Origin of the sequence: Pseudomonas sp. BF-R-19 (assembly GCF_019956445.1) — a bacterium.
GTDB classification, from domain to species: Bacteria; Pseudomonadota; Gammaproteobacteria; order Pseudomonadales; family Pseudomonadaceae; genus Aquipseudomonas; species Aquipseudomonas fluorescens_BH.
The window spans coordinates 47,009-69,271 of record NZ_JAHBDN010000035.1 but is presented as its reverse complement, the minus strand read 5'-3'; the positions used below and the strand labels follow the sequence as shown (position 1 = coordinate 69,271).

Annotated in this window: 20 protein-coding genes; 8 read left to right on the top strand and 12 right to left on the bottom strand. The window is 59.7% G+C overall.

Translation table 11 applies throughout. The features are described 5' to 3' along the window. Positions 1 to 167: 167 nt before the first annotated feature. The gene (locus KGB28_RS05480; protein ID WP_223443165.1) at positions 168 to 1,157 is read left to right on the top strand and encodes an Abi family protein; all 990 of its coding nucleotides are present in this window, start codon (positions 168 to 170) and stop codon (positions 1,155 to 1,157) included. Between the two features lie 244 nt (positions 1,158 to 1,401). Here the strand turns inward: KGB28_RS05480 and KGB28_RS05475 are convergent, their stop codons facing one another. Genes KGB28_RS05475 through KGB28_RS05465 form a run of 3 tightly spaced genes read right to left on the bottom strand, consistent with a single transcriptional unit; the run spans position 1,402 to position 3,019 of the window. Beyond that, complete coding sequence (locus KGB28_RS05475) at positions 1,402 to 2,112, bottom strand: SDR family NAD(P)-dependent oxidoreductase (RefSeq protein ID WP_046040831.1); 711 nt, start codon at positions 2,110 to 2,112, stop codon at positions 1,402 to 1,404. Positions 2,113 to 2,156: 44 nt separating this feature from the next. Continuing rightward, complete coding sequence (locus tag KGB28_RS05470; RefSeq protein ID WP_223443162.1) at positions 2,157 to 2,801, bottom strand: DsbA family oxidoreductase; 645 nt, start codon at positions 2,799 to 2,801, stop codon at positions 2,157 to 2,159. Beyond that, positions 2,798 to 3,019, bottom strand: a complete 222-nt coding sequence (locus KGB28_RS05465; RefSeq protein ID WP_150755619.1) for a tautomerase family protein — start codon at positions 3,017 to 3,019, stop codon at positions 2,798 to 2,800. Before KGB28_RS05465 ends, KGB28_RS05470 begins: the two co-directional genes overlap by 4 nt. A 541-nt stretch (positions 3,020 to 3,560) precedes the next feature. On the opposite strand from KGB28_RS05465, the gene KGB28_RS05460 reads away from it, so the two are divergent. Continuing rightward, the gene (locus KGB28_RS05460) at positions 3,561 to 3,842 is read left to right on the top strand and encodes a DUF3077 domain-containing protein (protein WP_223443159.1); all 282 of its coding nucleotides are present in this window, start codon (positions 3,561 to 3,563) and stop codon (positions 3,840 to 3,842) included. A 78-nt stretch (positions 3,843 to 3,920) separates the two neighbouring features. Here KGB28_RS05460 and fic read toward each other — a convergent pair whose 3' ends face one another. The 3 genes from fic to KGB28_RS05445 form a co-directional block, all read right to left on the bottom strand. Continuing rightward, the gene (gene fic / locus KGB28_RS05455; protein WP_317853289.1) at positions 3,921 to 5,042 is read right to left on the bottom strand and encodes a protein adenylyltransferase Fic; all 1,122 of its coding nucleotides are present in this window, start codon (positions 5,040 to 5,042) and stop codon (positions 3,921 to 3,923) included. A gap of 271 nt (positions 5,043 to 5,313) precedes the next feature. After that, a complete protein-coding gene (locus KGB28_RS05450) occupies positions 5,314 to 6,600 on the bottom strand; it encodes an OprD family porin (RefSeq protein WP_223443156.1) in 1,287 nt (428 codons plus the stop codon). 261 nt (positions 6,601 to 6,861) lie between these two features. Then, entirely contained in the window at positions 6,862 to 7,533 is a 672-nt protein-coding gene (locus KGB28_RS05445) for a DsbA family protein (protein ID WP_223443153.1), read from the bottom strand. 263 nt (positions 7,534 to 7,796) lie between these two features. On the opposite strand from KGB28_RS05445, the gene KGB28_RS05440 reads away from it, so the two are divergent. Next, complete coding sequence (locus KGB28_RS05440; RefSeq protein ID WP_223443151.1) at positions 7,797 to 9,890, top strand: TonB-dependent receptor; 2,094 nt, start codon at positions 7,797 to 7,799, stop codon at positions 9,888 to 9,890. A 144-nt stretch (positions 9,891 to 10,034) separates the two neighbouring features. Here KGB28_RS05440 and KGB28_RS05435 read toward each other — a convergent pair whose 3' ends face one another. The 3 genes from KGB28_RS05435 to KGB28_RS05425 all read right to left on the bottom strand — a co-directional run bounded on the left by KGB28_RS05435 (position 10,035) and on the right by KGB28_RS05425 (position 14,803). Then, positions 10,035 to 10,247: a hypothetical protein gene (locus tag KGB28_RS05435; RefSeq protein ID WP_007972820.1), complete on the bottom strand. Its 213-nt coding sequence runs from the start codon at positions 10,245 to 10,247 to the stop codon at positions 10,035 to 10,037. Between the two features lie 243 nt (positions 10,248 to 10,490). Next, positions 10,491 to 11,597, bottom strand: a complete 1,107-nt coding sequence (gene aguA, locus KGB28_RS05430; protein WP_223443148.1) for an agmatine deiminase — start codon at positions 11,595 to 11,597, stop codon at positions 10,491 to 10,493. 293 nt (positions 11,598 to 11,890) lie between these two features. Beyond that, a complete protein-coding gene (locus KGB28_RS05425) occupies positions 11,891 to 14,803 on the bottom strand; it encodes an aminotransferase (protein ID WP_223443145.1) in 2,913 nt (970 codons plus the stop codon). Positions 14,804 to 15,029: 226 nt separating this feature from the next. On the opposite strand from KGB28_RS05425, the gene rfbC reads away from it, so the two are divergent. The 4 genes from rfbC (at position 15,030) to KGB28_RS05405 (ending at position 19,364) form a co-directional block, all read left to right on the top strand. Further along, positions 15,030 to 15,575 (top strand): dTDP-4-dehydrorhamnose 3,5-epimerase, encoded by a 546-nt coding sequence (gene rfbC / locus KGB28_RS05420; protein WP_223443142.1) that lies wholly within the window; start codon positions 15,030 to 15,032, stop codon positions 15,573 to 15,575. Positions 15,576 to 15,668: 93 nt separating this feature from the next. Beyond that, entirely contained in the window at positions 15,669 to 17,477 is a 1,809-nt protein-coding gene (locus KGB28_RS05415; RefSeq protein ID WP_223443139.1) for an ATP-binding protein, read from the top strand. After that, on the top strand, positions 17,474 to 18,868 hold the full coding sequence (locus tag KGB28_RS05410) for a sigma-54-dependent transcriptional regulator (RefSeq protein ID WP_223443128.1): 1,395 nt from the start codon (positions 17,474 to 17,476) through the stop codon (positions 18,866 to 18,868). The genes KGB28_RS05415 and KGB28_RS05410 overlap by 4 nt, the downstream gene beginning before the upstream one ends. 40 nt (positions 18,869 to 18,908) lie before the next feature. Next, on the top strand, positions 18,909 to 19,364 hold the full coding sequence (locus KGB28_RS05405; protein WP_008003181.1) for a YiiD C-terminal domain-containing protein: 456 nt from the start codon (positions 18,909 to 18,911) through the stop codon (positions 19,362 to 19,364). 166 nt (positions 19,365 to 19,530) lie between these two features. Here KGB28_RS05405 and cysQ read toward each other — a convergent pair whose 3' ends face one another. Both cysQ and nudE read right to left on the bottom strand, forming a co-directional pair. After that, complete coding sequence (cysQ, locus tag KGB28_RS05400; RefSeq protein ID WP_223443126.1) at positions 19,531 to 20,358, bottom strand: 3'(2'),5'-bisphosphate nucleotidase CysQ; 828 nt, start codon at positions 20,356 to 20,358, stop codon at positions 19,531 to 19,533. Beyond that, on the bottom strand, positions 20,355 to 20,921 hold the full coding sequence (nudE, locus tag KGB28_RS05395; RefSeq protein ID WP_056726899.1) for an ADP compounds hydrolase NudE: 567 nt from the start codon (positions 20,919 to 20,921) through the stop codon (positions 20,355 to 20,357). Before nudE ends, cysQ begins: the two co-directional genes overlap by 4 nt. An 88-nt stretch (positions 20,922 to 21,009) precedes the next feature. Between nudE and yrfG the strand changes: the two genes are divergently transcribed. Then, on the top strand, positions 21,010 to 21,672 hold the full coding sequence (gene yrfG, locus KGB28_RS05390; RefSeq protein WP_150755608.1) for a GMP/IMP nucleotidase: 663 nt from the start codon (positions 21,010 to 21,012) through the stop codon (positions 21,670 to 21,672). 90 nt (positions 21,673 to 21,762) lie between these two features. Here the strand turns inward: yrfG and lysM are convergent, their stop codons facing one another. Next, a complete protein-coding gene (gene lysM, locus KGB28_RS05385; protein ID WP_150726478.1) occupies positions 21,763 to 22,203 on the bottom strand; it encodes a peptidoglycan-binding protein LysM in 441 nt (146 codons plus the stop codon). Positions 22,204 to 22,263 lie beyond the last annotated feature (60 nt).

Sequence of the window (22,263 nt, the reverse complement as noted above, 5' to 3'; positions counted from 1 at the left end):
ACAGACCAAACATTGCCCGCGCACCTACCCGTTACAAATTCACGTCAGCGCGGCGTTGACGGGCTCTTACTCCTACCTATAATGCACCCCAACACACCCGCCAAGCCTAGGTTGACCCAGTCAGCAAGCTCAAATCGTGCGGGTTTTTTTTGCCTGGAGAAAGCTACATGAGGCCCTTCGACAAACCGGCCCTCAGCGTAGAACAGCAATTGGAACTGCTAAAACAACGAGGTCTGCAAGTCGTCAACGACGATCGCGCCATGCGTTTCCTCGAAGTGGTCACGCTGTTTCGCCTGAGCCCCTACATGCGCCCCTTCCAGGAGCAAGGGCCGGAACATACCTTCAAGCCCGGTAGCACACTGAAGGCCGTCGTCGACATCTACCGCTTCGATGGTTCGTTGCGACGCATTGCCATGGATGCCATCGAACGTGTCGAAGTCGCCATGCGAGCGGCAATCAGCAATCACATGTGCCCCAAATATGGGCCTGACTGGATAGCTGACGCATCACTCTTCTCCTCGTCATACCCGCATGACAATCTGCTGCGCCCCCTGCGAGATCAACTGAACAAGGAGCGGAATAAACTTGGACGTGAGATTGATCGCATCAAAAAAAGCACTCAGGGTGATGGAGTCCAGCAACAACGGATTGAAAATCGCATGCGCGATAACTATTTCCGATTCTACGGCTCGACTTATGCCCACCCTGAGTTGCCACCCGCCTGGGCTGTTCTGGAAGAACTCAGCCTTGGAACGGTATCCACCCTCTACAATGCCATAGGCAAAAGCGTCGACAAAAAAGCGATCGCTAGCAGATTCAATCTGCCCTTCGAAGTATTGGCTTCCTGGCTCCACACCCTGACCTTCATCCGAAACTGCTGCGCCCACCACTCACGGTTATGGAACCGAGAGCTCTCAATTCGACCATCCTTACCAAAAGAATGGGTCGTTCCGAATGCACCTGGCGACGGGCCTCAGCCTAAGCAGCGTCTATACATCGTATTGACGATGCTGGCCTATCTAACCGACCTGATCAGTCCAGACGGCCAATGGAAGCTTCGCTTGGCCAAAATCATGGATCAGCAGGAAGTTGGCTATTTGAGACTGATGGGATTTCCAGATTATTGGAAACGTCAGCAGCAATGGTGTTTGGAGTAAGTAAGCCAGAAATCGTGGTTTGTCCCCCCGAAGAAGCACAGACCTCGTCCTGATTGAGCTTGTCGTGTGGCTCCTCCAGAGGTCTTGATAGTCGAATCGACTGCGATGAACGTCCTCACGTGTGAGGCCCTGAGGAAACCTAACCTTCCCGAAACATACCGTTCGTCTGGTGCCGCACCATACAAAACAAAGCCCCTGCAGAAATGCAGGGGCTTTGTTGTATCCGGGGTTTGAAAAAGCGCTTTCAGTGACCCGCGCTCTGACCACCGTCCACGTGCAGGATTTCGCCAGTGACGAACTTGGCGCCGTCCAGATACACGACTGCTTGCGCAATATCATCGATCTCGCCCATGTGCCCGACCGGGTGCAGATTGCCCAGTGCGGCGTGGGTTTCTTCGCCGTGCATCGGGGTCTTGATGATGCCTGGGCTGACCGCGTTCACGCGGATCCCGCGCTTGGCGTATTCGATGGCCAGGGATTTGGTTGCCGCGTTGAGGCCGCCCTTGGTCAGTGATGCCAACACCGATGGCACACCGTCGATGGCGTGGTCCACCAGGCTGGTGGTGATGTTGACGACGTGGCCGCTGCCCTGTTTTTCCATCTCGGCGATGGCGAGTTGGGTGATGTAGAAGAAGCCATTGACGTTCACCGACAACACATTGGCGTAGTCTTCTGCGGTGTACGCGGTGAACGGCTTGGCGATGAAGATCCCGGCGTTGTTGACCAGGGTGTCGATGCGACCGAAACGGGACATCGCTTCACGGATGACACGCTGTGCGGTTTCCGGCTCGCCGATGTCACCGGCCACGGTGTGAATGTCCGGATCGGTGGACGGTTTGATCGAACGCGAAGTGGCGACGATCCGGTAACCGAGTTCACGAAAGGCTTTGACCATACCGTCGCCGAGACCTTGGGATGCGCCGGTGATTACGATGACTTTTTTCGAAATGCTCATGATGAAGACCTCTGACAATAAAGAATGGGGTAGAAAATCTGTAATCAGGCGTTCGCCATTTGTCGCAATATCTGTTCGTAGTACTCGACCGATTGCGAACCGGACACCAGGTGGCGACCGTTCAGCACCATGGCCGGGACTGAGTTGATGCCGTGCTGCTGGTAGTACGTTTCAAGTTCCCGAACCTCTTCGGCGAACGCACCGGACGCCAGCACCTCTTGTGCACTTGCCCCGTCCAGCCCCGCTTCAGTCGCCAGCCGCACCAGCGTCGAGAGGTCACTCGGGTTCTGGCCTTCGCTGAAGTAGGCCTGTAGCAGCACCTTCTTCAACTCGACTTGCCGCCCTTCCTGCAACGCCCACAGCAACAAACGGTGCGCATCGAAGGTGTTGTAGAAGTGCGTGCGCTTCTCCAGATCGAACTTGAAGCCGATGGCCTCGCCGCGAGCGATCTGCATGGCCTTGCCGGCGGCGACGTCGTCGGCCGTTCTCCCGTACTTGCGCATCAAGTGCTCGACCGCTTGCTCACCTTCGGCCGGCATATCCGGGTTCAACTCGAACGGCTTGTAGGTCAGCTCGACCGAGACTTCCCCGGCCACGTTCTCGATCGCCTGCTCCAGCGCCGTCGCCCCCAGCGCGCACCAGGGGCACACCACATCGGAGATGAAATCGATGGTGACGGAGGACGTCATGACTGCCCTTGCGCCTCGGCCAGCTGCTTGCGGTACTGGGTGGTGGTGATGCCGGCATAACCCCAGTTATCGGTATCGACTTCCTCGATCACGATGTGGGTCAGGTCAGGGCGCTTATTGAGGACGCGTTCCAGTGTTTCAGTGATCTCGGCAATCACCTGAGCTTTCTGCTCAGTGGTAACGCCATCGCGGGTGATGCGTACGGTTACGAAAGGCATGAGGGCAACTCCAGTGACCTTCCCGTCGGGATGATGGGAGAGGCGTTGGAGATGAATGTATGGGGTTGGCGGGAGGGGATAAAGGTGGGGGCGGGAACTTCATTCGTTACGTGACGTAATGAATTAACAAGCCCTGTTGGCCAAGATCGTAGGTTGCGAATCGCCCTGCCCCACGCTAGGCTGCCCACATCGCTGCAAAATCAGCGACCGGGTTTGGCGACCCGACCCAAACAATAGGCGCACAGGCGCCACCATAACGATTGCTGGCGTTTTTTTTCGCTCGTATTTTTCCGTTATGGCGGCTGTGCGCGGGAGACCTTTGGGTCTGCCGGGTTCCTATTGTCCCGGTTCGCCAACCTGCGCACAGCTGCCACCCATAATCGTTTGGCGACGGTTCGTGGCAGTTCCTCAACGATAGGAGCTAGACCATGTATAAAATTGATTCGTCCAAAATCTGTGTTTTCACGTTCTTTGTATCCACGCCGGCCCTTCTTCGAAGGCATGCAAATACTCAATTCCTCCCAACCAGCGGAGGTGCGCAATGACCAATCCCCAAGATCTGAAAACAATCGGCCTCACCCACTTCTCCTTCCACGCCAACGAACCGCTGTTTCGCGTCAACACTGGCGTCCCGGTTATCCAGGCTCTCTACCACGCCTCCGACCTACTCCACATCGCCAAGCTGCTCGCATCAGACGCGGCCATGGTTCGCGATACCGACCGCTATGCCTGGGCGTCGCATTTTTTGCAGGATATGAGTAAGGCGATCATCGATGATGTGGTTAAGGTGTTGGATGCGCCTATGAACAATCGCTGTCAGTAACGTCGTCACGCAAACCCGGTGCGTGAAAAAGAAAAAGCCCCGAATCGTTCGGGGCTTTCTCGTTTTGGCTCACGTGCTTTAGCCGACGTAGTGCTTGAATTCATTTTTGTCGCGAATGAGTAACTGCATCAGCTTCGGATGGATGAAAAGTTTCTCCTTGCCCACCTGAATCTCTTCCAGAACTCCAATGGCGACCAGTTCTTTGAGGTGACGTGATGCAGCCTGCCGTTGCGCAACTTTCTTGTCGACTACGTTACTGATACGGCAGTAGGGCTGCTCGAAGATGACATCAACCAACTCACGCGAATAGGTTTTGGGGAGCTGATCACGTACGAATTGAGTGGTGTGTTCAGACAATGCGCGGATTGCGGCAATCTTGGCCGTGGTCCACCGAGCAGTTTCTTCTACTGCACTCAACATAAACAGCAACCATGGCTCCCACGCCTGTTTGGTCGTCACCTCCAGCAGGAGCCGGTAGTAATCCGCACGCTGGGCAATGATGTAGCGACTGAGGTAGAGGATCGGCAGGTTCAACAGACCTTCCTGGATCAAGAACAACGTATTGAGGACGCGCCCCGTCCGGCCGTTGCCGTCGACAAACGGATGAATGGCCTCAAATTGGTAGTGCCCGACTGCCATACGAACGAGGGGGTCGAGATCGGTTTCGTTGTGCAGAAAACGCTCCCAGTTGGCGAGTAGGTTGCGCAGATGCTCCTCCCCTTCTGGCGGTGTGTAGATAACTTCACCCGTTCGGTCATTCGCAAGCTGTGTTCCCGGCGTACGGCGGATATCCAGTTGCGCCCCCTTCAGCGTGCGGCAGATTTCTACAGCGGTGTTGGTCGATAGCGGTCTTTCCGTTAGAGACCGGAAGCCTTGATTGAGCGCTGTTCGATAGCGCAACGCTTCCTTGGTCGCAGGGTCTGCATGGTTTTCCGTATCTTGGGCATGCTGAAACAGCAAATCCGTGGTGGTAACGATGCTTTCTATTTCCGAGCTGTCTTTGGCTTCCAGCAGGGGAATTGTATTGATCAAGACCGTCTGGTTCGGAATCAACTCTGCTGCCTGTTTCAACTCGGCCAATGCGGTGCGTGCCTCAATACATTTTTTGAGAACTGCACGTGTTTCCAGCTCAGTTCCTGGTGGCAGCAGCGGAAGTTGGTTATATGGCCTGTCAGCCTGCCATGGCAGCGGTTCATTCATGGATGCGACCCTGATCATTTTGTCTGTTTTTTGAGCAGAAGAAGGCTTCTCTCATGTCGCCAGTGTAGACATGAGGCCTTAACGTGTCGCAATTTTTCACTTTTTGCGACACGTCTTCCGAACATGTCGCCGCGGACGACACGTTCGAAAGACGTGTTACCAAAATCGAGCTTTGACGACATGATCACATCAAAAGCACAAAAAAACCCCGAACCAGTCGGGGCTTCTTCACTCCCAGCCCTTCATCAGGCCTCGAGACCACAACCCATCATCAGAAAATATTGATCGGGTAATCCACAAACACACGCACTTCATTGCCGCTGACGTTGTACTCGCTCGACTTCTGCGACACGCGCAGGACCGAGCTGCGCAGTTTCACGCTGAGGTCTTTGGCCGGGCCGCTTTGGACGACGTATTTGATCTGGTTGAAGATCTCGCGCTCGGTGCCGCCTTCGCTGGTGGACGTGGTGATGTTGTCGCCGCGCACGTAGGCCACGTTGTAGCTCAGGCCCGGTACGCCGAAGGTGCTGAAGTCCAGGCCGTAGCCCAGTTGCCAGCTGCGTTCGTCTTCGGCGTTGAAGTCGGACCAGTAGGAGTTCGCCAGGTAGATGGTGTTGCCACCGTCGCCGATGCGACCCTGGTCTTTCTGGTAGCCGCCGTAGGCGTAGCCCAGGTTGCTGTCACCGGTGCTGCGCTGGTGCGCGAGGGTGAACGAGTGCGGGCCGGTGATGAAGGTGGCCGCCAGGCTCCAGATCTTGTTGTCGTCGCCGGTGATACCGTTGTCGCGGACGTAGGAATCTTCCAGCTTGGTGCGATAGCCGTTGAAGTCCAGGGTCAGGGACTGATCCTTGTCGATCGGGAACACGTAGTTGGCGTTCACGTATTGTTTCTTCAGCACGTCTTCGACGTCGGAAGCGTACAGCGCGGCCTTGAATTGCTCGGTGAACTGGTAGCTGCCGCCCAACACGTTGATCGACTTCAAGCCACCGCTGTCACGGCCTTCGGCGCTTTTGCGCGACTCGGCGGTGAAGCGACCGGCGTCGAGCTGCAGGCCTTTGATCTCTTTGGAGGTGATCAGGGTGCCGGTGTAGCTTTCCGGCAGCAGGCGCGAGTTGTCGTAGTTCAGCACCGGCAGGGCCGGCATCTGGTCGCCGTAGGTCAGGGTGGTGCTGGACAGGCGGAACTTGATCGCCGCGCCGCCCTTGGACAGATCGTCCGCCGGCTGGCCGCTGTCGCCCTTCTTGAAGAAATCGATGCCTTGCGCGCCGCTACGGTCTTCGCTGCGCTCCAGGTTCAGTGCGTACAGCCCGAAAGCATCCACACCCACACCCACGGTGCCTTGGGTGAAGCCGGACGAGAACGTACCGATGGCCGCCTGGCCCCACTCGGATTTATCCGGGTTGCCGTCTTTGAAGTCACGGTTCATGTAGGCGTTGCGCAGCAGCACTTTGAGGCTGCTGTCTTCAACAAAACCCTTGGATTCGGCCTGGTCGTTCGCCATGGCCTGTGTCGCACTCAACATCCCCAGAGCGATCAGGCTGATTCGCTTGTTCAACATCGTATTCTTTTCCTTATTTCCGGTTGATACGCGCTGTGTCGAACGGCTGAAACGGCGCTATCGCGCTCTTTTTTCATGACGAAAACAAAAAGGCCCGCCCACGATTTCTCGCGGCGGGCCTTTTTATAATTTTTGATCGTGGCGGTCGGCCACAGGCGTTGGGCCGAATCGTAGCTGCGCCCTCAACGGTGTGTCAATTTCATGAATCTTCTAAAAACAGATGAAAACCGTCTAAGAAATGGCTTTACGCGGCAGGAATATTCAATCAATGCAGCCATCGAGGCCACAGGCTGCTACGGAAATGGATGACCCCTGATCGGGCAGTGACTGATCCAGCCACTGCGCAAAAGCCTGGGGTTTGCCCAGCCATGGACCGATATCGATCAGGGTGAATTGTTCATCGTGCTCAAGCGCCAGGGTCGGAAAGCCCTGCCCGCCGACCTTGGCCAAAAGAGCCCGGCTGTTCCTGATATGGCCTTCGGTGTCGACCGCCCTGAAGGCTTTTTCGAAGGCTTCGCGGTCCAGCCCCATGCCGTGGGCAAGTTCAAACAGTACCGACTCATCGGCAATACGGCGCCCATCCATGTAGTGAGCACTTTGCAATCGCCCCAACAACTCCAGCCCGCGACCGGCCATTTGCTCGCCAGCCAGCACCGCAGCGATAGGTGGCGCCGAGTCGAACACGGCGCTGTGATCACGCAGCAACCCTTCGAAATAGGCTTCACCGAACGGCTGCCCGCTGTATTCGGCGATGCGCCGGTCGTGGGGCATGACGTAATTGCGCAGTTGTGGCGAAACCTTTTGCCGATTGGCCCCCGTCATCATGCCGCCGCCGTGGGCAATCACGGGCAGCACAGCCTGGGCGGCCTGCACCAGCGGTTTGGCGCCGTAGCACCAACCGCACAAGGGGTCGTAGATGTAATGCAGGATCATGGGAAAGCTCCGACAGAAATTCAGGAAAATTCGATGTCGGCAGGTTAGTGCCGCAGCGGCCCCGGAAAAACGCCGGATTGGCTTTCAGTTTGTTGCTTGAATCGGTCGAATGAATGCGTCGGCATTTTGTATTAATTCCGACACAATTCGAAACAATCAAATGAGACAAATTCTCAATAACAACTAACGACAGTAAATGACAAGCATTACTATCCGCGCCCTCCTACACGCCTCAATCTAAAATCCTACGGATGCGCTCTTCAATGCCTGCCCCTTTTCGTCTTGCGCCCTACAGCTTTGGGCTCTCTGCCTTGTTGTCTGCCGGTTTTTCCTACGCTGCACCGACCACCCTACCTGCCACATCGATCAGCGCCGAAGCTGAGGCCGACGACCCGCGCGTAACCCAAACCAGCACGGCAACCCGGACCGCCACACCGGTGCGCTACGTGCCACAAGCCATCGACTCGATCAAAACCTCGAACGTCATGGATTACGGCACCAACGATCTGGGCACGGCGCTCAGCGGTATCCCCAACGTCAGCAGCGGCGCCGACACTCGTTTCGACAGCCTGCGCATCCGCGGTTTCGACGCCAGCAACGACTTCTATCTCGATGGCATCCGCGACGACAGCCAGTACGTTCGCGACCTGCACAACATCGAACGCATCGACGTGTTAAAAGGCCCCGCCGCCGTGTTGTATGGCCGTGGCAGCCAGGGCGGCATCGTCAACCGGGTGAGCAAACTGCCTGAGTCCGGTCGCCGCTCGACCATTGAAGCCCAGGGCGGTAGTGAGGACTTGCGCAGCCTCTATGCCGACCTCAGCACCGACCCTTCCGAGAACATCAGCCTGCGCCTGAACATGGGCAACATGGACGAGAACAGTTTCCGCGATGGCGTGAGTGGCAATCGACAGTTGTTCGCGCCCTCGATGAGCTGGCAGCTGACCCCCGACCTGAACTGGTTGGTGCAGTACGAATACAGTCGCTATAACCGAACGCCGGATCGCGGCATCCCCGGGGTAAACGGTCGCCCGGCAGACGTTGGACGCGATACGACCTACGGCAGCGAAAACGATTTCATCGACGATAAGGCGCAATCCCTGCGCTCGAAACTCACTTATGAACTGAGCGACAACTGGCAACTGCGCCAGACCCTGGGTGTGTTCAAACTAAACAGCGATTTCGACAATACCTACCTGAGCGGCTACGTCCCGGCCACCAACAAGGTCACGCGCCAGCACTGGCAGCAGGACCTGAACACTCGAAACGTCTACAACAATGTCGAGCTGGAAGGCGGCTTCGACACCTTCGGCCTGGAGCACCGCCTGCTCACCGGCATCGAAATCGGCAGCCAGCGCCGCGACCCGCTGTTGTACACCGCCGCCACTTCCGGGCCGGGCAGTTCACCGGTGCCGGCGCTGGACCTGTACAACCCCGACCGCAATTTGCGTCATACCGGGCGCATGGTGGTGTCGAGCAATACCCACACCGAGGTCGAGAGCCGCGCGGTGTATGTACAGGATCAATTGCGCCTGAACGATCAATGGCAATTGCTCGGTGGCCTGCGTTACGACACATTCGATATCGAGTCGACGAACAAGGTGCGCAACATTTCCGAAAACAGTGACAGCCATAGCACCAGCCCCCGAGTTGGCGTGGTCTGGACGCCGCTGCAAAATCACTCCTTCTACGCCTCCTGGAGCAAGACGTTCTCACCGGCCGGCGGTGGCTTGATCGGCATCACCCCGGGTGCGGCCGGTAACAGCAATGACCTGAGCCCCGAGCTGACCAAGCAGAAGGAAATCGGGGTCAAGAGTGACTGGCTCGATGATCGCCTGAGCACCACGCTGGCCATCTATGAGCTGGAGCTCTACAACCGCCGCACCAGCGACCCGAACAACCCGACCATTACCCTGCTTTCAGGTCTGCAACGCTCTCGCGGGATCGAGTTGACCGCCGCCGGCAAGATTACCGGCAACTGGTACATGCGCGGTGGCGTGGGTCTGCAGGACGCAACCATCGACAAGGACAACAACGGCCTGGAAGGCAAACGCATCAACAACGTGGCCAAGCACAACGCCAGCCTGTTCCTGACCTGGAAACCGGAAATGGGCTGGTACGCCGAAACCGGCTTGACCCTGGTCGGCGACCGTTACGCCGACAACCTCAACACCACCGTGTTACCGGGTTATGGCCGCTGGGACGCCTTGGCGGGCTTCCGTCAGAAGGATTGGGATTTGCGCGCGGCGCTGAACAATATCAGCGACAAGACGTATTACGAGTCGGCGACCAGTGCATTCCAGATCCAGCCGGGGGCACCGCGTAGCCTGGTGGTGACGGGTACCTACAGTTTCTAAACACCACTTATCCCGGTGTGAACCAATAACACTGGTTCACACCATTCCCTTGTGGGATCGCGGTGATTGCATGAATCTGCGCGCAAAAAAAAAGCGCTGCCATCCCGGCAGCGCTTTTTTTTGTTCAATCCGTTGTTGTTCTTCTTATCCTTCCATCACATCCCACAACGCATCCAGTTCCGCCTCGCTGAATAAACCAGCAGGGTAACGCTCGATCATCGTCCGGCGCGGATCAGTTTCGCTGATCTGACGCATTCCATTGGACTTGAACCAGTGCGCCAGGATCTGGAGCGATTCGCTATTTACTGCCAGGGGATGCAACGCCTTGTCGCTCACTACGTTCACTTCGGCGTTCATTTCAGCGCTCTCTCCCGGTTTGTGAGCGGCTAACTTATCCAAGGTTTATGACAGAACATCGAAGTCCTCCCCACCCCGAGTTACAACAGCAGAGATACAAGAGCTGTGCCAAGGTTTCTGAAGTGTGGCCAAGCGGATACAAAAAAGCCCGCAGGCCTGTAGGGCCGCGGGCTCCGTGCAACGCTGGTGGCTGATCGACAGCCTGAGGGATTTTGCAATCAACTCAAGCTGTTACGACCTCACTCACTCCTTGTGCGGCGCGGGTTGTTGCTGGGTAAGGCAGTGAATATTGCCGCCCCCCAGTAACAGTTCACGACCAGGCACCATCACCACTTCATGCTGTGGGAACAGGTTCTGCAAGATCTCTTTCGCCGGGCCATCCTGCGGGTCGTCAAAGCTCGGCGCGATGATGCCGCCGTTGACGATCAGGAAGTTCACGTAGGAACCGGCCAGACGAACAGTCGGATTACGTTCCTGCGTACCATCGACCGGATCGACACCGGCGCACTCTTCCTCGCTCGCAAACAGCGGACCCGGGATCGGCATCTTATGCACCGTGAATGGGCGGCCCTTGGCGTCGGTGCTGCTTTGCAGCACTTTCATCGCCGCCTGGCAGCGCGGGTAGTTCGGGTCCTGTTGATCATCGGTCCAGGCCAGCAGCACTTCACCCGGGCGCACGTAGCAGCAGAAGTTATCCACATGGCCATCGGTTTCGTCGTTGAACAAGCCATCCGGCAGCCAGATGATTTTATCCACAGCCAGGTTCGCACTCAGCACCGCTTCGATTTCTGCGCGATTCATGTGCGGGTTGCGATTGCGGTTGAGCAGGCATTCTTCGGTGGTGATCAGGGTACCTTCGCCGTCGACGTGAATCGAACCGCCTTCCAGCACGAAGCCTTCGGTGCGGTAGCGCGGGCTGCGCTCGATCTCGAGGATCTTGCCGCCGACCTGCGAGTCACGGTTCCACGGCGAATACAGGCCGCCGTCGAAGCCGCCCCACGAGTTGAAGTCCCAGTTCACGCCACGGACTTCACCCTTGTTATTGATGACAAAGGTCGGGCCGGTGTCGCGGACCCAGGCGTCGTCACTGGACATCTCCACCACGCGAATATTCGGCACGTCGAGACGGGCACGGGCGTTTTCGTACTGGCCGGCGGAAACCGCCACGGTTACCGGTTCGAAACGGGCGATGGCCTTGGCCACTGCCACGTGGGCGGCTTGTGCCGGCTTGCCACCCAGGCGCCAGTTGTCCGGGCGCTCGGGCCAGATCATCCAGGTCTGGGTTTGGGGTGCCCATTCGGCTGGCATGTAGAAGCCGTCGGCGCGAGGGGTGCTGTTCAACGTGGTCATGGCTCAGGACTCCGGAGTGACATTGATACCTGACAGAAATGGAAGCGCATTGGTACACGCCGTGGACTGGCCACTTTATATCCGATAAATATCGGCTTTTAAAGCACCTTACATCCAGAGTTACAAAAACAATTGATAAATAGCCGATATCAATCGAACTAAAAGCACCATTCATGTGGGAGCGGGCTTGCTCGCGAAAGCGGCATTCCAGGCGCAATATTTGCGTCGGATGTACCGGCCTCTTCGCGAGCAAGCCCGCTCCCACATTGGCCCGCATTTACAGGGGGATGTAGTTACAACCCTTCCGCGAGCACCTTCGACAGCATGTCCACGAAGAAATCCACGCTCTGGCGCGAGGTGACCATCGGCGGCTTGATCTTGAGGATGTTCAGGTAATCGCCGGTCGGCTGCATGAATATCCCCAGCTCGCGCAAGCGATCGCACAGTGCGGTGGTTTCTTCGGTGGCCGGCTCCAGGGTTTCGCGGTTGCGGATCAGTTCGACGCCCAGGTAGAAGCCGGAACCGTGCACCGCGCCCACTAACGGATGAATATCGATCAACGCTTCGAGGCGCCTCTTGAAGTGCCCGCCAACGACCTGGGCGTTCTCCCAGAGTTTTTCCTCTTGCATCACATCCAGCACGGCCATGCCGACCTGGCAACTGACCGGGCTGCCGCCGGCGGACGAGAAGAAGTAACCCTCGGCCTCCAGCGCCTCGGCGATTTCCCGGCGGGTGATGACCGCGCCCAGTGGCTGACCGTTGCCCATGCCCTTGGCCATGGTGATGATGTCCGGCACCACGCCCTGCTCTTCGAAGCCCCAGAAGAAATCGCCCATGCGCCCGTAGCCCACCTGCACTTCGTCGGCGATGCACACACCGCCCCTGGCCCGGACCATGGCATAGACTTGTTTCAAATAACCTGGTGGCAGCGAGATACCGCCGGCGTTGCCATACACCGGTTCGCAGATGAAACCGGCCAGTTGGTGTTTCTGCTCGGCGATTTTCGCGAGGTTGTGTTCGACGCTGCGCACATAATCCGGCGCGCTGTCTGGGCCGCGGAATTCACCGCGATAGGTGTTTGGCGCGGTCACCGGGTGCACCCAGTCCGGGCGGCTGCTCAAGGCCTTGGGGTTGTCGGCGATCGAGGTCGACACCGAATCTGCGCCCACCGTCCAGCCGTGATAGGCCTCCAGCACGCTGAGCATGTCGCGGCCGCCGCTGTAGGCCCATGCCAGGCGAATCGCCAGGTCGTTGGCCTCGCTGCCGCTGTTGACCAGGAACACGCGGTCCATGCCGTCAGGGGACAACTCCAGCAAACGTTCGGAGAACTCGGCCACGGCTGCGTAGTTGAAGCGCGAGTTGGTGTTGAGCAACGACCACTGGCGGCTGGCGACGGCGGCCATGCGCGGATGGCCGTGGCCCAGCACCGCCACGTTGTTGAGCATGTCGAGGTAGGAGCGGCCCTGCATGTCGATCAGATGGTTGCGCCAGCCGCGTTCGATGCGCGGCGGATCAACGTAATAGTGTTTTTGCGTGCGGGCGAAGCTGGCATCGCGCCGGGCCAGCAAGGTCGGGCCGTCGAGCTCGGCTTCGGCGTCACAGGCCAGCCCCAGCAACGCTGCCGGCGAAGGGCACAACGCTTGCCAGGCCGCCGCGCGCGAAGGCGTACAGAACAGCGGCGCATTGATCGACGCGCCACGGCACAACTGCACGATCAATGGCCCGCTGACCGAGCCCAGCACTTGGCCTTTGACCAGTGCCGCGCCGCTGTGCAGCGACGGCGTAACACCCCAAAGCCGCACGCTCAATTGCGGGCCGTCCAGTTGCAGCACGCCCGCCGATGGGTGATGCACCACCCCGGCAAACGGCGCTTCGACCGTTGTGCCCTGAGGCACACGCAACTCGACGTGCAACGGGCAAGTGTCCGGTTCAGCGGCGCTGTCCGGGCGGGTGTGGGACAGGCGGTATTGCCCGTAACGACTGGCCGCCAGGCCATGTGCCGCGGCCGCCTCATCCAGCAGGCGCTGATCGACGCCCTCCTGCTCCCAGTTCCCCGCTTCGAAATGCGGACTGAGCACGCCCAGGTCGATCAGCGCGAACTCACGCCCCACCAGGCTCGGCAACAGCGGCGCGAAGCCTTCGCTGCCGATGGTGGGCAGGTGCTGGCCGACGGCGGTGAGGATCGCCGCTTCCATCAGCGCCAACGGCACCGACGTGGCCACACGGAAGATTTCCCACTCATGGACCAGGTTGTCGCGGCTGTAGGCATTACCCGGATCGATGCTGACCTGCTGTTCGCCGCTGAGCACCAACACCGCCGCGCGGGCGACGATCAGCGGCCACAGCGCCAGCAGCTCTTCGTGCTGCAACGGGTTGACCGCGTGATAGGCCTGTATCGCCGGCAAAATGCAGAACGGATCGCCCTCGCCATGATGCAGCAGCGCGGCGCAGGTCACCGACAGATCGGTAATGCGCCAGGTGCGCACCAGGTCGCCGAAATCGATCACACCTTGCAACTGCCAATGGCGCTGAGCATCGCGCTGCCACACCACGTTGTCGTCGGTGATGTCCATGTGGATGGCCTGAACCGGCAGTTTGTCCTGCAATGGCTGCAAATGCCGCTCGGCTTGCCCGGACGCTTCGACGATCAGCTTGCGCTGGGCCTCATCCTTGATCACCGGCAGCAAGTGCGCGATCAGGGCGTGAGCATGGCGGGCGTCCCATTGCAGGGTTCGCACCAGCCCCGGATGGTCGAAATCCGCCAGGGCCAGGTCCATTTCACCGCACAGGCGACCGAAGCCGGACACCACCGTCGGGCTGAAATGACCGAGGCTCGTCAGCGGCTGGCCTTCGATGTAGTCGAGCAGGCGAACGTGCACCGCCTGGCCACCCACGTCCAGCGACAGCAGGTCTGCACCGTTTTTCGTTGCGATAACACGCGGCACCTGTACATCCGGGTGCTCGCCCAGATGCTTGAGCCCGGCATGTTGCGCCTGAAGTTCCAGTACCGAGTAGTCGCCACGGCAGATTTTCAGGACGAAACGTCCCCGCTCGCTGTCGACGCGGTAGTTCAGGTCTTGCTGGCTGCCAAGGGCCTGCAACCTGCCGCTGAACCCGTAATGCTCTTCAAGCAGCCCTAGCGCTTGCTCCGCAGACACCTGCGGGCTGGGCAAACTGGCGCGATGAATCAACGTGGCAAGCGGCATACAACGACCCCTGAAATTTTATTAGGCGCCTATATCGCCACTGGTTCGGGCGATACGCAACCCCCCCGGAAGCCGGTATGAGGTCATTTGTGGGACGGCACCGAATAGCGGTGACGAGTGGCATGGTGAAGACAGTTGCTCCCACAGGTTTTGTTCTGGTACTCGCCTCGATCAGCACTTTGCGCAAGAATGGCGGCCATCAAACGCCTGTTACTGGAGAAACACCATGAATGTAGTGACCACCGACCTGCCCGGTGTTCTGATCCTCGAACCCAAGGTCTTTGGCGACGAACGTGGTTTCTTCTATGAGAGCTTCAACGCCAGGGCTTTCAAAGAGGCCACCGGACTGGACACTGAATTCGTTCAAGACAATCACTCCCGTTCGCAGAAGGGCGTGCTGCGCGGTCTGCATTACCAACTGGAAAATACCCAGGGGAAACTGGTTCGCGTCACGGTCGGTGAAGTGCTGGACGTCGCCGTAGACGTCCGTCGCAGCTCGCCGCACTTCGGTAAATGGGTCGCTGTGCGCCTGTCTGCCGCCAATCATCGCCAACTCTGGGTCCCGGAAGGTTTCGCCCACGGGTTCGTGGTCTTGAGCGAATTTGCCGAGTTCCTTTACAAAACCACCGACTACTACACGCCATCGGCCGAGCGCAGCATTCGCTGGGACGACCCGGACCTGGCCATCGACTGGCAACTGGAAGGCACGCCGCAGCTGTCGGCGAAAGATCAGGCCGGAGTATTTTTCAAGGACGCCGACGTCTTTGCCTGAAAGGCCGGCTGAAGCTCGCCGATCAAGATGCAGCTGACCCAAGGCGGGCAAGCCTAGGCATAATGCGCCTGTACCCACAGGCGCATGCTGCTCATGAAACCGACTCTCCCTCCCAGACCCCGTTGGCGCAGCCTGGCCCTGCTGGCACTGTGCCTGGCGCCGTTGCTGTGGCCGCTGGAGCATCTCGCCGAGCGTTACTACCGCAGCGAGCTGGCCAGTCAGAATCGTCAGACCCTTGACCTCTACGTCGCCAACCTGCTGGGTACCCTGCACCGCTATGAAGTGTTGCCGCAGATCCTCGGCGACCTGCCGGCCTTGCGCGCCGTGCTCGGTGCGCCGGACGATGGTGTCACCCAAGGCAACGCCAACCGCCTGCTGAAAAACATCGCCACCCAGACCGGTGCCGAAGTCATGTACCTGATGGACGCCACCGGCAAGACCCTGGCCGCCTCCAACTGGGACAAACACGACAGTTTCGTCGGGCGCAACTTTTCCTTCCGGCCGTATTTCAGCGAAGCCATGGCCGGGCGGCTCGGGCGCTTTTTCGGCCTGGGCACGACCTCCGCCAAGCGCGGTTACTTCTTCGCCGCCGGCGTGCGCGCCGGCGAAAAAATCGTCGGTGTGCTGGTGGTCAAGGTCGACCTCGACCACACCGAAAGCCTGTGGGGCAAAACCCCGGAACAACTGCTGCTGACCGACCACAATGGCGTGGTCATTCTCACCTCGCGACCGGAGTGGCGATTCCGCTCGACCCGCCCGTTGAACGAAGAAGAAAGCAAAGCCATCACGGCGATCCAGCCCTATCCAACCCGCGATCCCAAACCGCTGAAGCTCAACCCCAATGCCTGGCTGACCCAGACCCAGCAAATCGCCGAAACCGGCTGGGACGTCAGCATCCTCGCCCCGCGCACCTTGATCGACCGCCCGGTGCGCACGGTGGTGGCCATCGGTGGCGCAGCGTTGCTGGTGTTGATGCTGCTGCTCGGCCTGATGATGCAGCGCCGTCGCCATTACCTCGAACGCATCGCTTTCGAAGCCAAGGCCCGTCGCGAGCTGGAAGGCCGGGTCGCCGAGCGCACCAGCGACCTCGAAGGCCTGAACCGGCGCCTGAAACAGGAAGTGCTGGAGCGCGAACAGGCTCAGCAGGAGCTGGTCCGCGCCCAGGATGATCTGGTGCAGGCCGGCAAATTGTCGGCACTGGGCACCATGTCGGCGAGCATCAGCCACGAACTCAATCAGCCGCTGGCAGCGATTCGCAGCTACGCGGAAAACGCCGAAGTGTTGCTCGATCACCAGCGCACCGACGATGCCCGCGGCAACCTCAAGCTGATCAGCGAATTGACCGGTCGCATGGCCTCGATCATCGCTCACCTGCGCGCCTTTGCCCGGCGCGATCGGCATGCTCCGGAAAGCGTCGCCCTGCAACCGGCGCTGGACGATGCCCTGGCCTTGCTGGCCAAGCGTCGACGCAGCATGGAAGTCGAGCTGATCCGCGACTTGCCCGCCGCCACCCTGTGGGTCGAGGCCGGGGAAACCCGCCTGCGCCAGGTACTCGGCAATCTGCTGGCCAACGCCCTGGATGCCCTGACGGAAAAAGGCCCGCCACGTAAACTCTGGCTGAGTGCCCAATCCACGGCCGATGGCGTCAACCTGTACATTCGCGACAATGGCCCCGGTTTTTGCATGGAAGCCCTTGGGCGCGCCAGCGAGCCGTTCTACACCACCAAGACCCGCACCCAGGGCCTCGGCTTGGGGCTGGCGATTTGCGAAACCCTGATGCGCGCCTTCGGCGGTGAACTGTCGTTCGCCAACCACAAGGAGGGCGGCGCCCTGATTACCCTGAAGCTGCGCGCAGGCGCACCGGGCGTGAGCCTGCAACCGTCCGAGGACCGAAGTGCATGACCATCGACAACCGCATTCAGGTCGTGTTGATCGACGACGATCCCCACTTGCGCCAGGCCTTGAGCCAGACGCTGGATCTGGCCGGCCTGAAAATCCTGCCACTGGCCGAAGCCAAGGGCCTGGCCGCGCAACTGGAGCGCGACTGGCCAGGGGTGGTGGTCAGCGACATCCGCATGCCCGGCATGGACGGCCTGGAACTGTTGACCGAACTGCACGCCCAGGACCCTGAGCTACCGGTGCTGTTGATCACCGGCCACGGCGATGTGCCGCTGGCGGTGCAGGCCATGCGTGCCGGGGCCTATGATTTTCTGGAAAAACCCTTCGCCAGCGACGCCCTGCTCGACAGCGTGCGCCGCGCATTGGCCCTGCGCCGTTTGGTGCTGGACAACCGCAGCCTGCGGTTGGCCTTGAGCGACCGCAACGAGTTGAGCACGCGGCTGGTTGGCCACTCACCTTCGATGCTGCGCCTGCGCGAGCAGATCGGTGCACTGGCGGCGACCAGGGCCGACGTGCTGATCCTCGGCGAAACCGGCGCTGGCAAAGAAGTCGTGGCCCGGGCGCTGCACGATTTATCCAGCCGTCGCAACGGTCCGTTCGTGGCGATCAACGCCGGTGCCCTGGCCGAATCAGTGGTTGAAAGCGAGCTGTTCGGCCATGAGCCCGGCGCCTTCACCGGCGCGCAGAAACGTCGCATCGGCAAGTTCGAATTCGCCAATGGCGGCACGTTGTTCCTCGATGAAATCGAAAGCATGAGCCTGGATGTGCAGGTCAAATTGCTGCGCTTGCTGCAAGAGCGAGTGGTCGAACGCCTGGGCGGTAATCAACTGATCCCGCTGGACATCCGCATCATCGCCGCCACCAAGGAAGACCTGCGCCAGGCGGCGGATCAAGGGCGTTTCCGTGCCGACCTGTATTACCGCCTGAACGTCGCGCCGCTGCGGATTCCACCGCTGCGCGAACGGGGCGAAGATGCGCTGATGCTGTTCCAGCATTTTGCCGATGAAGCCAGTGCCCGCCACGGCTTGCCGCCCCATGAACTGCAACCGGGGCAACGTGCCTTGCTGCTGCGCCACACCTGGCCCGGCAACGTGCGCGAGCTGCAAAATGCCGCCGAGCGTTTTGCCCTCGGGCTGGAACTGGAACTCGACCACAGCACGCCGGATGGTGGCGCTGGCAACAGGGTCGAAGTCGTCAGCGGCGGTTTGAGCGAGCAAGTGGAGAACTTCGAAAAAACCCTCATCGCCGCCGAACTGGCACGTTCGCACAGCTCTGTGCGCAGCGTCGCCGAAGCCCTCGGCATTCCACGCAAGACCCTGCACGACAAACTGCGCAAGCACGGTCTGAGTTTCACCGACAGTGGCGCCTCGGCCCACCCTGACGATCTCGACTGAGCTACCGTCCAATCATCCACTTCAAGCCAGAGGCCCCTGAATGAGCCGCGACAGTCGACAACTGGAATCCGTTCTTCATCACGACATTCCCCTCACCCGGGACATGGGCCTCAAAGTGCTCGACTGGCATGACCAGCAACTGCGCCTGCACTTGCCGCTGGAAGCCAACGTCAACCACAAGAGCACCATGTTCGGCGGCAGCCTGTATTGCGGCGCGGTCCTGGCCGGTTGGGGCTGGCTGCATTTGCGCCTCAAGGAAGAAGGCATTACCGACGGGCACATCGTGATTCAGGAAGGGCAGATCAGCTATCCGCTGCCGGTGACGGGCGATGCCAACGCCATTTGCCAGGCGCCGGACCCGGTGATCTGGAAGAAATTCCTGACCACCTTCCAGCGATACAGCCGGGCGCGGTTGACGCTGCATACGCGGGTCGTCAATGAAGGCCGTGATGAGGATGCGGTGAGGTTTGTCGGGCAGTACGTGTTGCACCGCTAAACCAGGGCCACCGCAAAACCTGTGGGAGCGAGCTTGCTCCGGGCGGCGCTCCGACGATGGGGTCGTCAAAGCCAACATTGAGTTGCCTGACACACTGCCATCGTCGGAGCGCCGCCCGGAGCAAGCTCGCTCCCACAAGGAGTTGCATCAGCGCTCGGGAACGATCTTATGCGCGTGCCAATTCCAGCAACTTCTGCCGCCAGGCCGCCTTCGCCGGCAATGCCAGGAAGAACGCGTTCAACAGCGACTCCCGCGCCGGATAGCTGAACGACTCACCACTCAACTCCAGCACCTCACCGCCTGCGCCTTCCAGCACACCTTGCGCTGCCGCCGTGTCCCACTGGGAAGTCGGTGCCAGACGCGGATAGCAATCCGCCGCCCCTTCGGCCAGCAGGCAAAACTTCAACGAACTGCCGATACTGGCCAGTTGCAGCTCGCCAAGGCTGGCGCTCAACCCGGCCAGCAAGCGCTCCTGCTCCGGGCTCGAATGACGACGGCTGGCCACCACGGTGAACATCTCTCCGGGCGCTAATGCATCACGCACCTTGATCGCCACGGGCGTACCACCTTTATCGCCGCGCCAGGCACCGAGGCCGACGCCACCGACATAGAAGCGCCCGTTGGTCGGCATCGACACCACACCGAACACCACCCGACCGTTTTCGATCAAGGCGATGTTGACGGTGAACTCTTCGCTGCCGTTGATGAATTCCTTGGTGCCATCCAGGGGATCGACCAGCCACCAGCGCTGCCATCCGGCCCGCTCGCTTTGGGGAATGTTGGCGTCCTCTTCGGAGAGCACCGGGATGCTCGGATCGAGCGCCGTCAGCCCGGCCAGAATCAGGTGGTGCGCGGCCAGGTCGGCAGCGGTCACCGGCGAGTCATCAGCCTTTGCCGTAACGGCCGTGCCTGTGCGCCAGAACGGCAGGATCGCGTCACCGGCCTGCAAGGCCAGTTCAATCACCGGCGCCATCAACGGATGCGGGAAATTCATGGCTGGAACGCTCCGCGCTGAGTCAACAGGTCTCGGGCCAGGTACAGCGCCGCCAAGGCACGGCCTTCGGTAAATTGCGGGTTTTGCGCCAGCGCCGAAAGCTCACGCAGATTGACCTTGTCCACTCGCATCGGCTCTGGCTCGTCGCCTTCCAGACGCTCTTCGTAGAGGTCGGTAGCCAGCACCACTTGAATCTTCTGGCTCATGTAACCGGGAGACAGCGACAACTCGGTCAGGTGCTCCAGTTGCCGCGCGCCAAAACCGGCCTCTTCCTTGAGTTCACGCTCGGCTGCCGCCAATACGTCTTCACCCGGCTCGATCAAACCCTTGGGCAATGACATTTCATAGGCATCCGTGCCGCCGCAATACTCCTCGACCAGCACTGCATGCTCGGCATCGAGCATCGCCACGATCATCACCGCGCCGTACCCGGCGCCCTTGCCGACCAGGCGTTCATACGTGCGCTCCACGCCGTTGGAAAAGCGCAGCTTCATCTCTTCCACGCAGAACAATCGACTGGTGGCGACAATTTCGCGGGCGAGTATGGTGGGTTTCTGGCGCATGCAAAGCTCCTTGGCGTGAACGCGCTACTATAACGCGGCTTTCCCGATTGTTTACGCCAGAAATCTTTCTACTGCCCGAGACGTTGCCATGCCTTCATTACCCTGGTCCGACATCGATACTGTTCTGCTGGACATGGACGGTACGCTGCTGGACCTGCATTTCGACAATCACTTCTGGATGGAGCACTTGCCCCAGCGTTACGCCGAACTGCACGGGGTCAGCCGGGCCATGGCCGAGATGGAATTGCAGCCGTTGTTCGAGCGCAATGCCGGCCAGTTGCAGTGGTACTGCCTGGACTTCTGGAGCGCCGAACTGAAACTGTCGGTGCGCGACCTGAAACTGGAAACCGCACACCTGATCGCCCTGCGCCCGGATGCCGACACCTTTCTGGCGGCGATCAAACGGGCCGGCAAGCGCGTGGTGCTGATCACCAATGCCCATCGGGATGCGCTGTCGTTGAAGCTGGAAAAAATCGAACTGGCGCCCTACTTCGAACGCTTGATCAGTTCCCATGACTACGGCTTCCCCAAGGAAAACCCGCAGTTCTGGGATGCGCTGCAAGCCGATATCGATTTCGATCCGGCGCGCAGCCTGTTCATCGACGACACCTTGCCGATCCTGCGTAGTGCACGGGACTTTGGCGTGGCACATTTGCTGGCCGTGCGCGAGCCGGATAGCCGCAAGGGGCCGAAGGATACGGCGGAGTTTGCAGCGGTCGGGGATTATCGGGATTTGATTGCGGGGCTCTAGACCGAGTTGCCTGCTTCGCGAGCAAGCCCGCTCCCACATTTGATTGTGGGAGCGGGCTTGCTCGCGAAGGCCATCACGCGGTTTGACGACTTACTCAGGAATCCGCAACGACTGCCCCGGATAGATCTTGTCCGGGTGCGACAGCATTGGTTTGTTGGCTTCAAAAATCTTGTTGTACTGGTTGGCACTGCCATACACAGCCAGGGATATGGCGCTGAGAGTGTCGCCCTTTTTCACGACCACGAAGCGCGCGGCAGCAACGACCGGCCCGGTCACGGTAATCTGATCATCCACACTGCCAACCCCGGCGATATTGCCCACCGCCAGCAGGATCTTTTCCTTCTCTTCCTGGCTCGCCACTTCGCCGGTCACCGTGACCTTGTCGCCATCGACCGTCGCTTGCACATTCGGGTTACCCAAGCCGACCTTGCTGATGTGCGCCTTCAGTTGCTCACTGGCATTGGCGTTGCCTGGCGTCAGCAAATCCAGCAATTTTTCGCCTGCTTCCTTCACAAAGCTCAAAAGACTCATGGTGCACTCTCCTTGGGTTTCGGGTTCCAGACGTCAAAGCCTAGACCACGGTCGTCACCT

Excerpts from the sequence above, each read along its gene's own strand:
- KGB28_RS05480 (WP_223443165.1), top strand. The coding sequence starts at position 168 with ATGAGGCCCTTCGACAAACCGGCCCTCAGCGTAGAACAGCAATTGGAA.
- KGB28_RS05475 (WP_046040831.1), bottom strand. The coding sequence starts at position 2,112 with ATGAGCATTTCGAAAAAAGTCATCGTAATCACCGGCGCATCCCAAGGT.
- KGB28_RS05470 (WP_223443162.1), bottom strand. The coding sequence starts at position 2,801 with ATGACGTCCTCCGTCACCATCGATTTCATCTCCGATGTGGTGTGCCCC.
- KGB28_RS05465 (WP_150755619.1), bottom strand. The coding sequence starts at position 3,019 with ATGCCTTTCGTAACCGTACGCATCACCCGCGATGGCGTTACCACTGAG.
- KGB28_RS05460 (WP_223443159.1), top strand. The coding sequence starts at position 3,561 with ATGACCAATCCCCAAGATCTGAAAACAATCGGCCTCACCCACTTCTCC.
- fic (WP_317853289.1), bottom strand. The coding sequence starts at position 5,042 with ATGAATGAACCGCTGCCATGGCAGGCTGACAGGCCATATAACCAACTT.
- KGB28_RS05450 (WP_223443156.1), bottom strand. The coding sequence starts at position 6,600 with ATGTTGAACAAGCGAATCAGCCTGATCGCTCTGGGGATGTTGAGTGCG.
- KGB28_RS05445 (WP_223443153.1), bottom strand. The coding sequence starts at position 7,533 with ATGATCCTGCATTACATCTACGACCCCTTGTGCGGTTGGTGCTACGGC.
- KGB28_RS05440 (WP_223443151.1), top strand. The coding sequence starts at position 7,797 with ATGCCTGCCCCTTTTCGTCTTGCGCCCTACAGCTTTGGGCTCTCTGCC.
- KGB28_RS05435 (WP_007972820.1), bottom strand. The coding sequence starts at position 10,247 with ATGAACGCCGAAGTGAACGTAGTGAGCGACAAGGCGTTGCATCCCCTG.
- aguA (WP_223443148.1), bottom strand. The coding sequence starts at position 11,597 with ATGACCACGTTGAACAGCACCCCTCGCGCCGACGGCTTCTACATGCCA.
- KGB28_RS05425 (WP_223443145.1), bottom strand. The coding sequence starts at position 14,803 with ATGCCGCTTGCCACGTTGATTCATCGCGCCAGTTTGCCCAGCCCGCAG.
- rfbC (WP_223443142.1), top strand. The coding sequence starts at position 15,030 with ATGAATGTAGTGACCACCGACCTGCCCGGTGTTCTGATCCTCGAACCC.
- KGB28_RS05415 (WP_223443139.1), top strand. The coding sequence starts at position 15,669 with ATGAAACCGACTCTCCCTCCCAGACCCCGTTGGCGCAGCCTGGCCCTG.
- KGB28_RS05410 (WP_223443128.1), top strand. The coding sequence starts at position 17,474 with ATGACCATCGACAACCGCATTCAGGTCGTGTTGATCGACGACGATCCC.
- KGB28_RS05405 (WP_008003181.1), top strand. The coding sequence starts at position 18,909 with ATGAGCCGCGACAGTCGACAACTGGAATCCGTTCTTCATCACGACATT.
- cysQ (WP_223443126.1), bottom strand. The coding sequence starts at position 20,358 with ATGAATTTCCCGCATCCGTTGATGGCGCCGGTGATTGAACTGGCCTTG.
- nudE (WP_056726899.1), bottom strand. The coding sequence starts at position 20,921 with ATGCGCCAGAAACCCACCATACTCGCCCGCGAAATTGTCGCCACCAGT.
- yrfG (WP_150755608.1), top strand. The coding sequence starts at position 21,010 with ATGCCTTCATTACCCTGGTCCGACATCGATACTGTTCTGCTGGACATG.
- lysM (WP_150726478.1), bottom strand. The coding sequence starts at position 22,203 with ATGAGTCTTTTGAGCTTTGTGAAGGAAGCAGGCGAAAAATTGCTGGAT.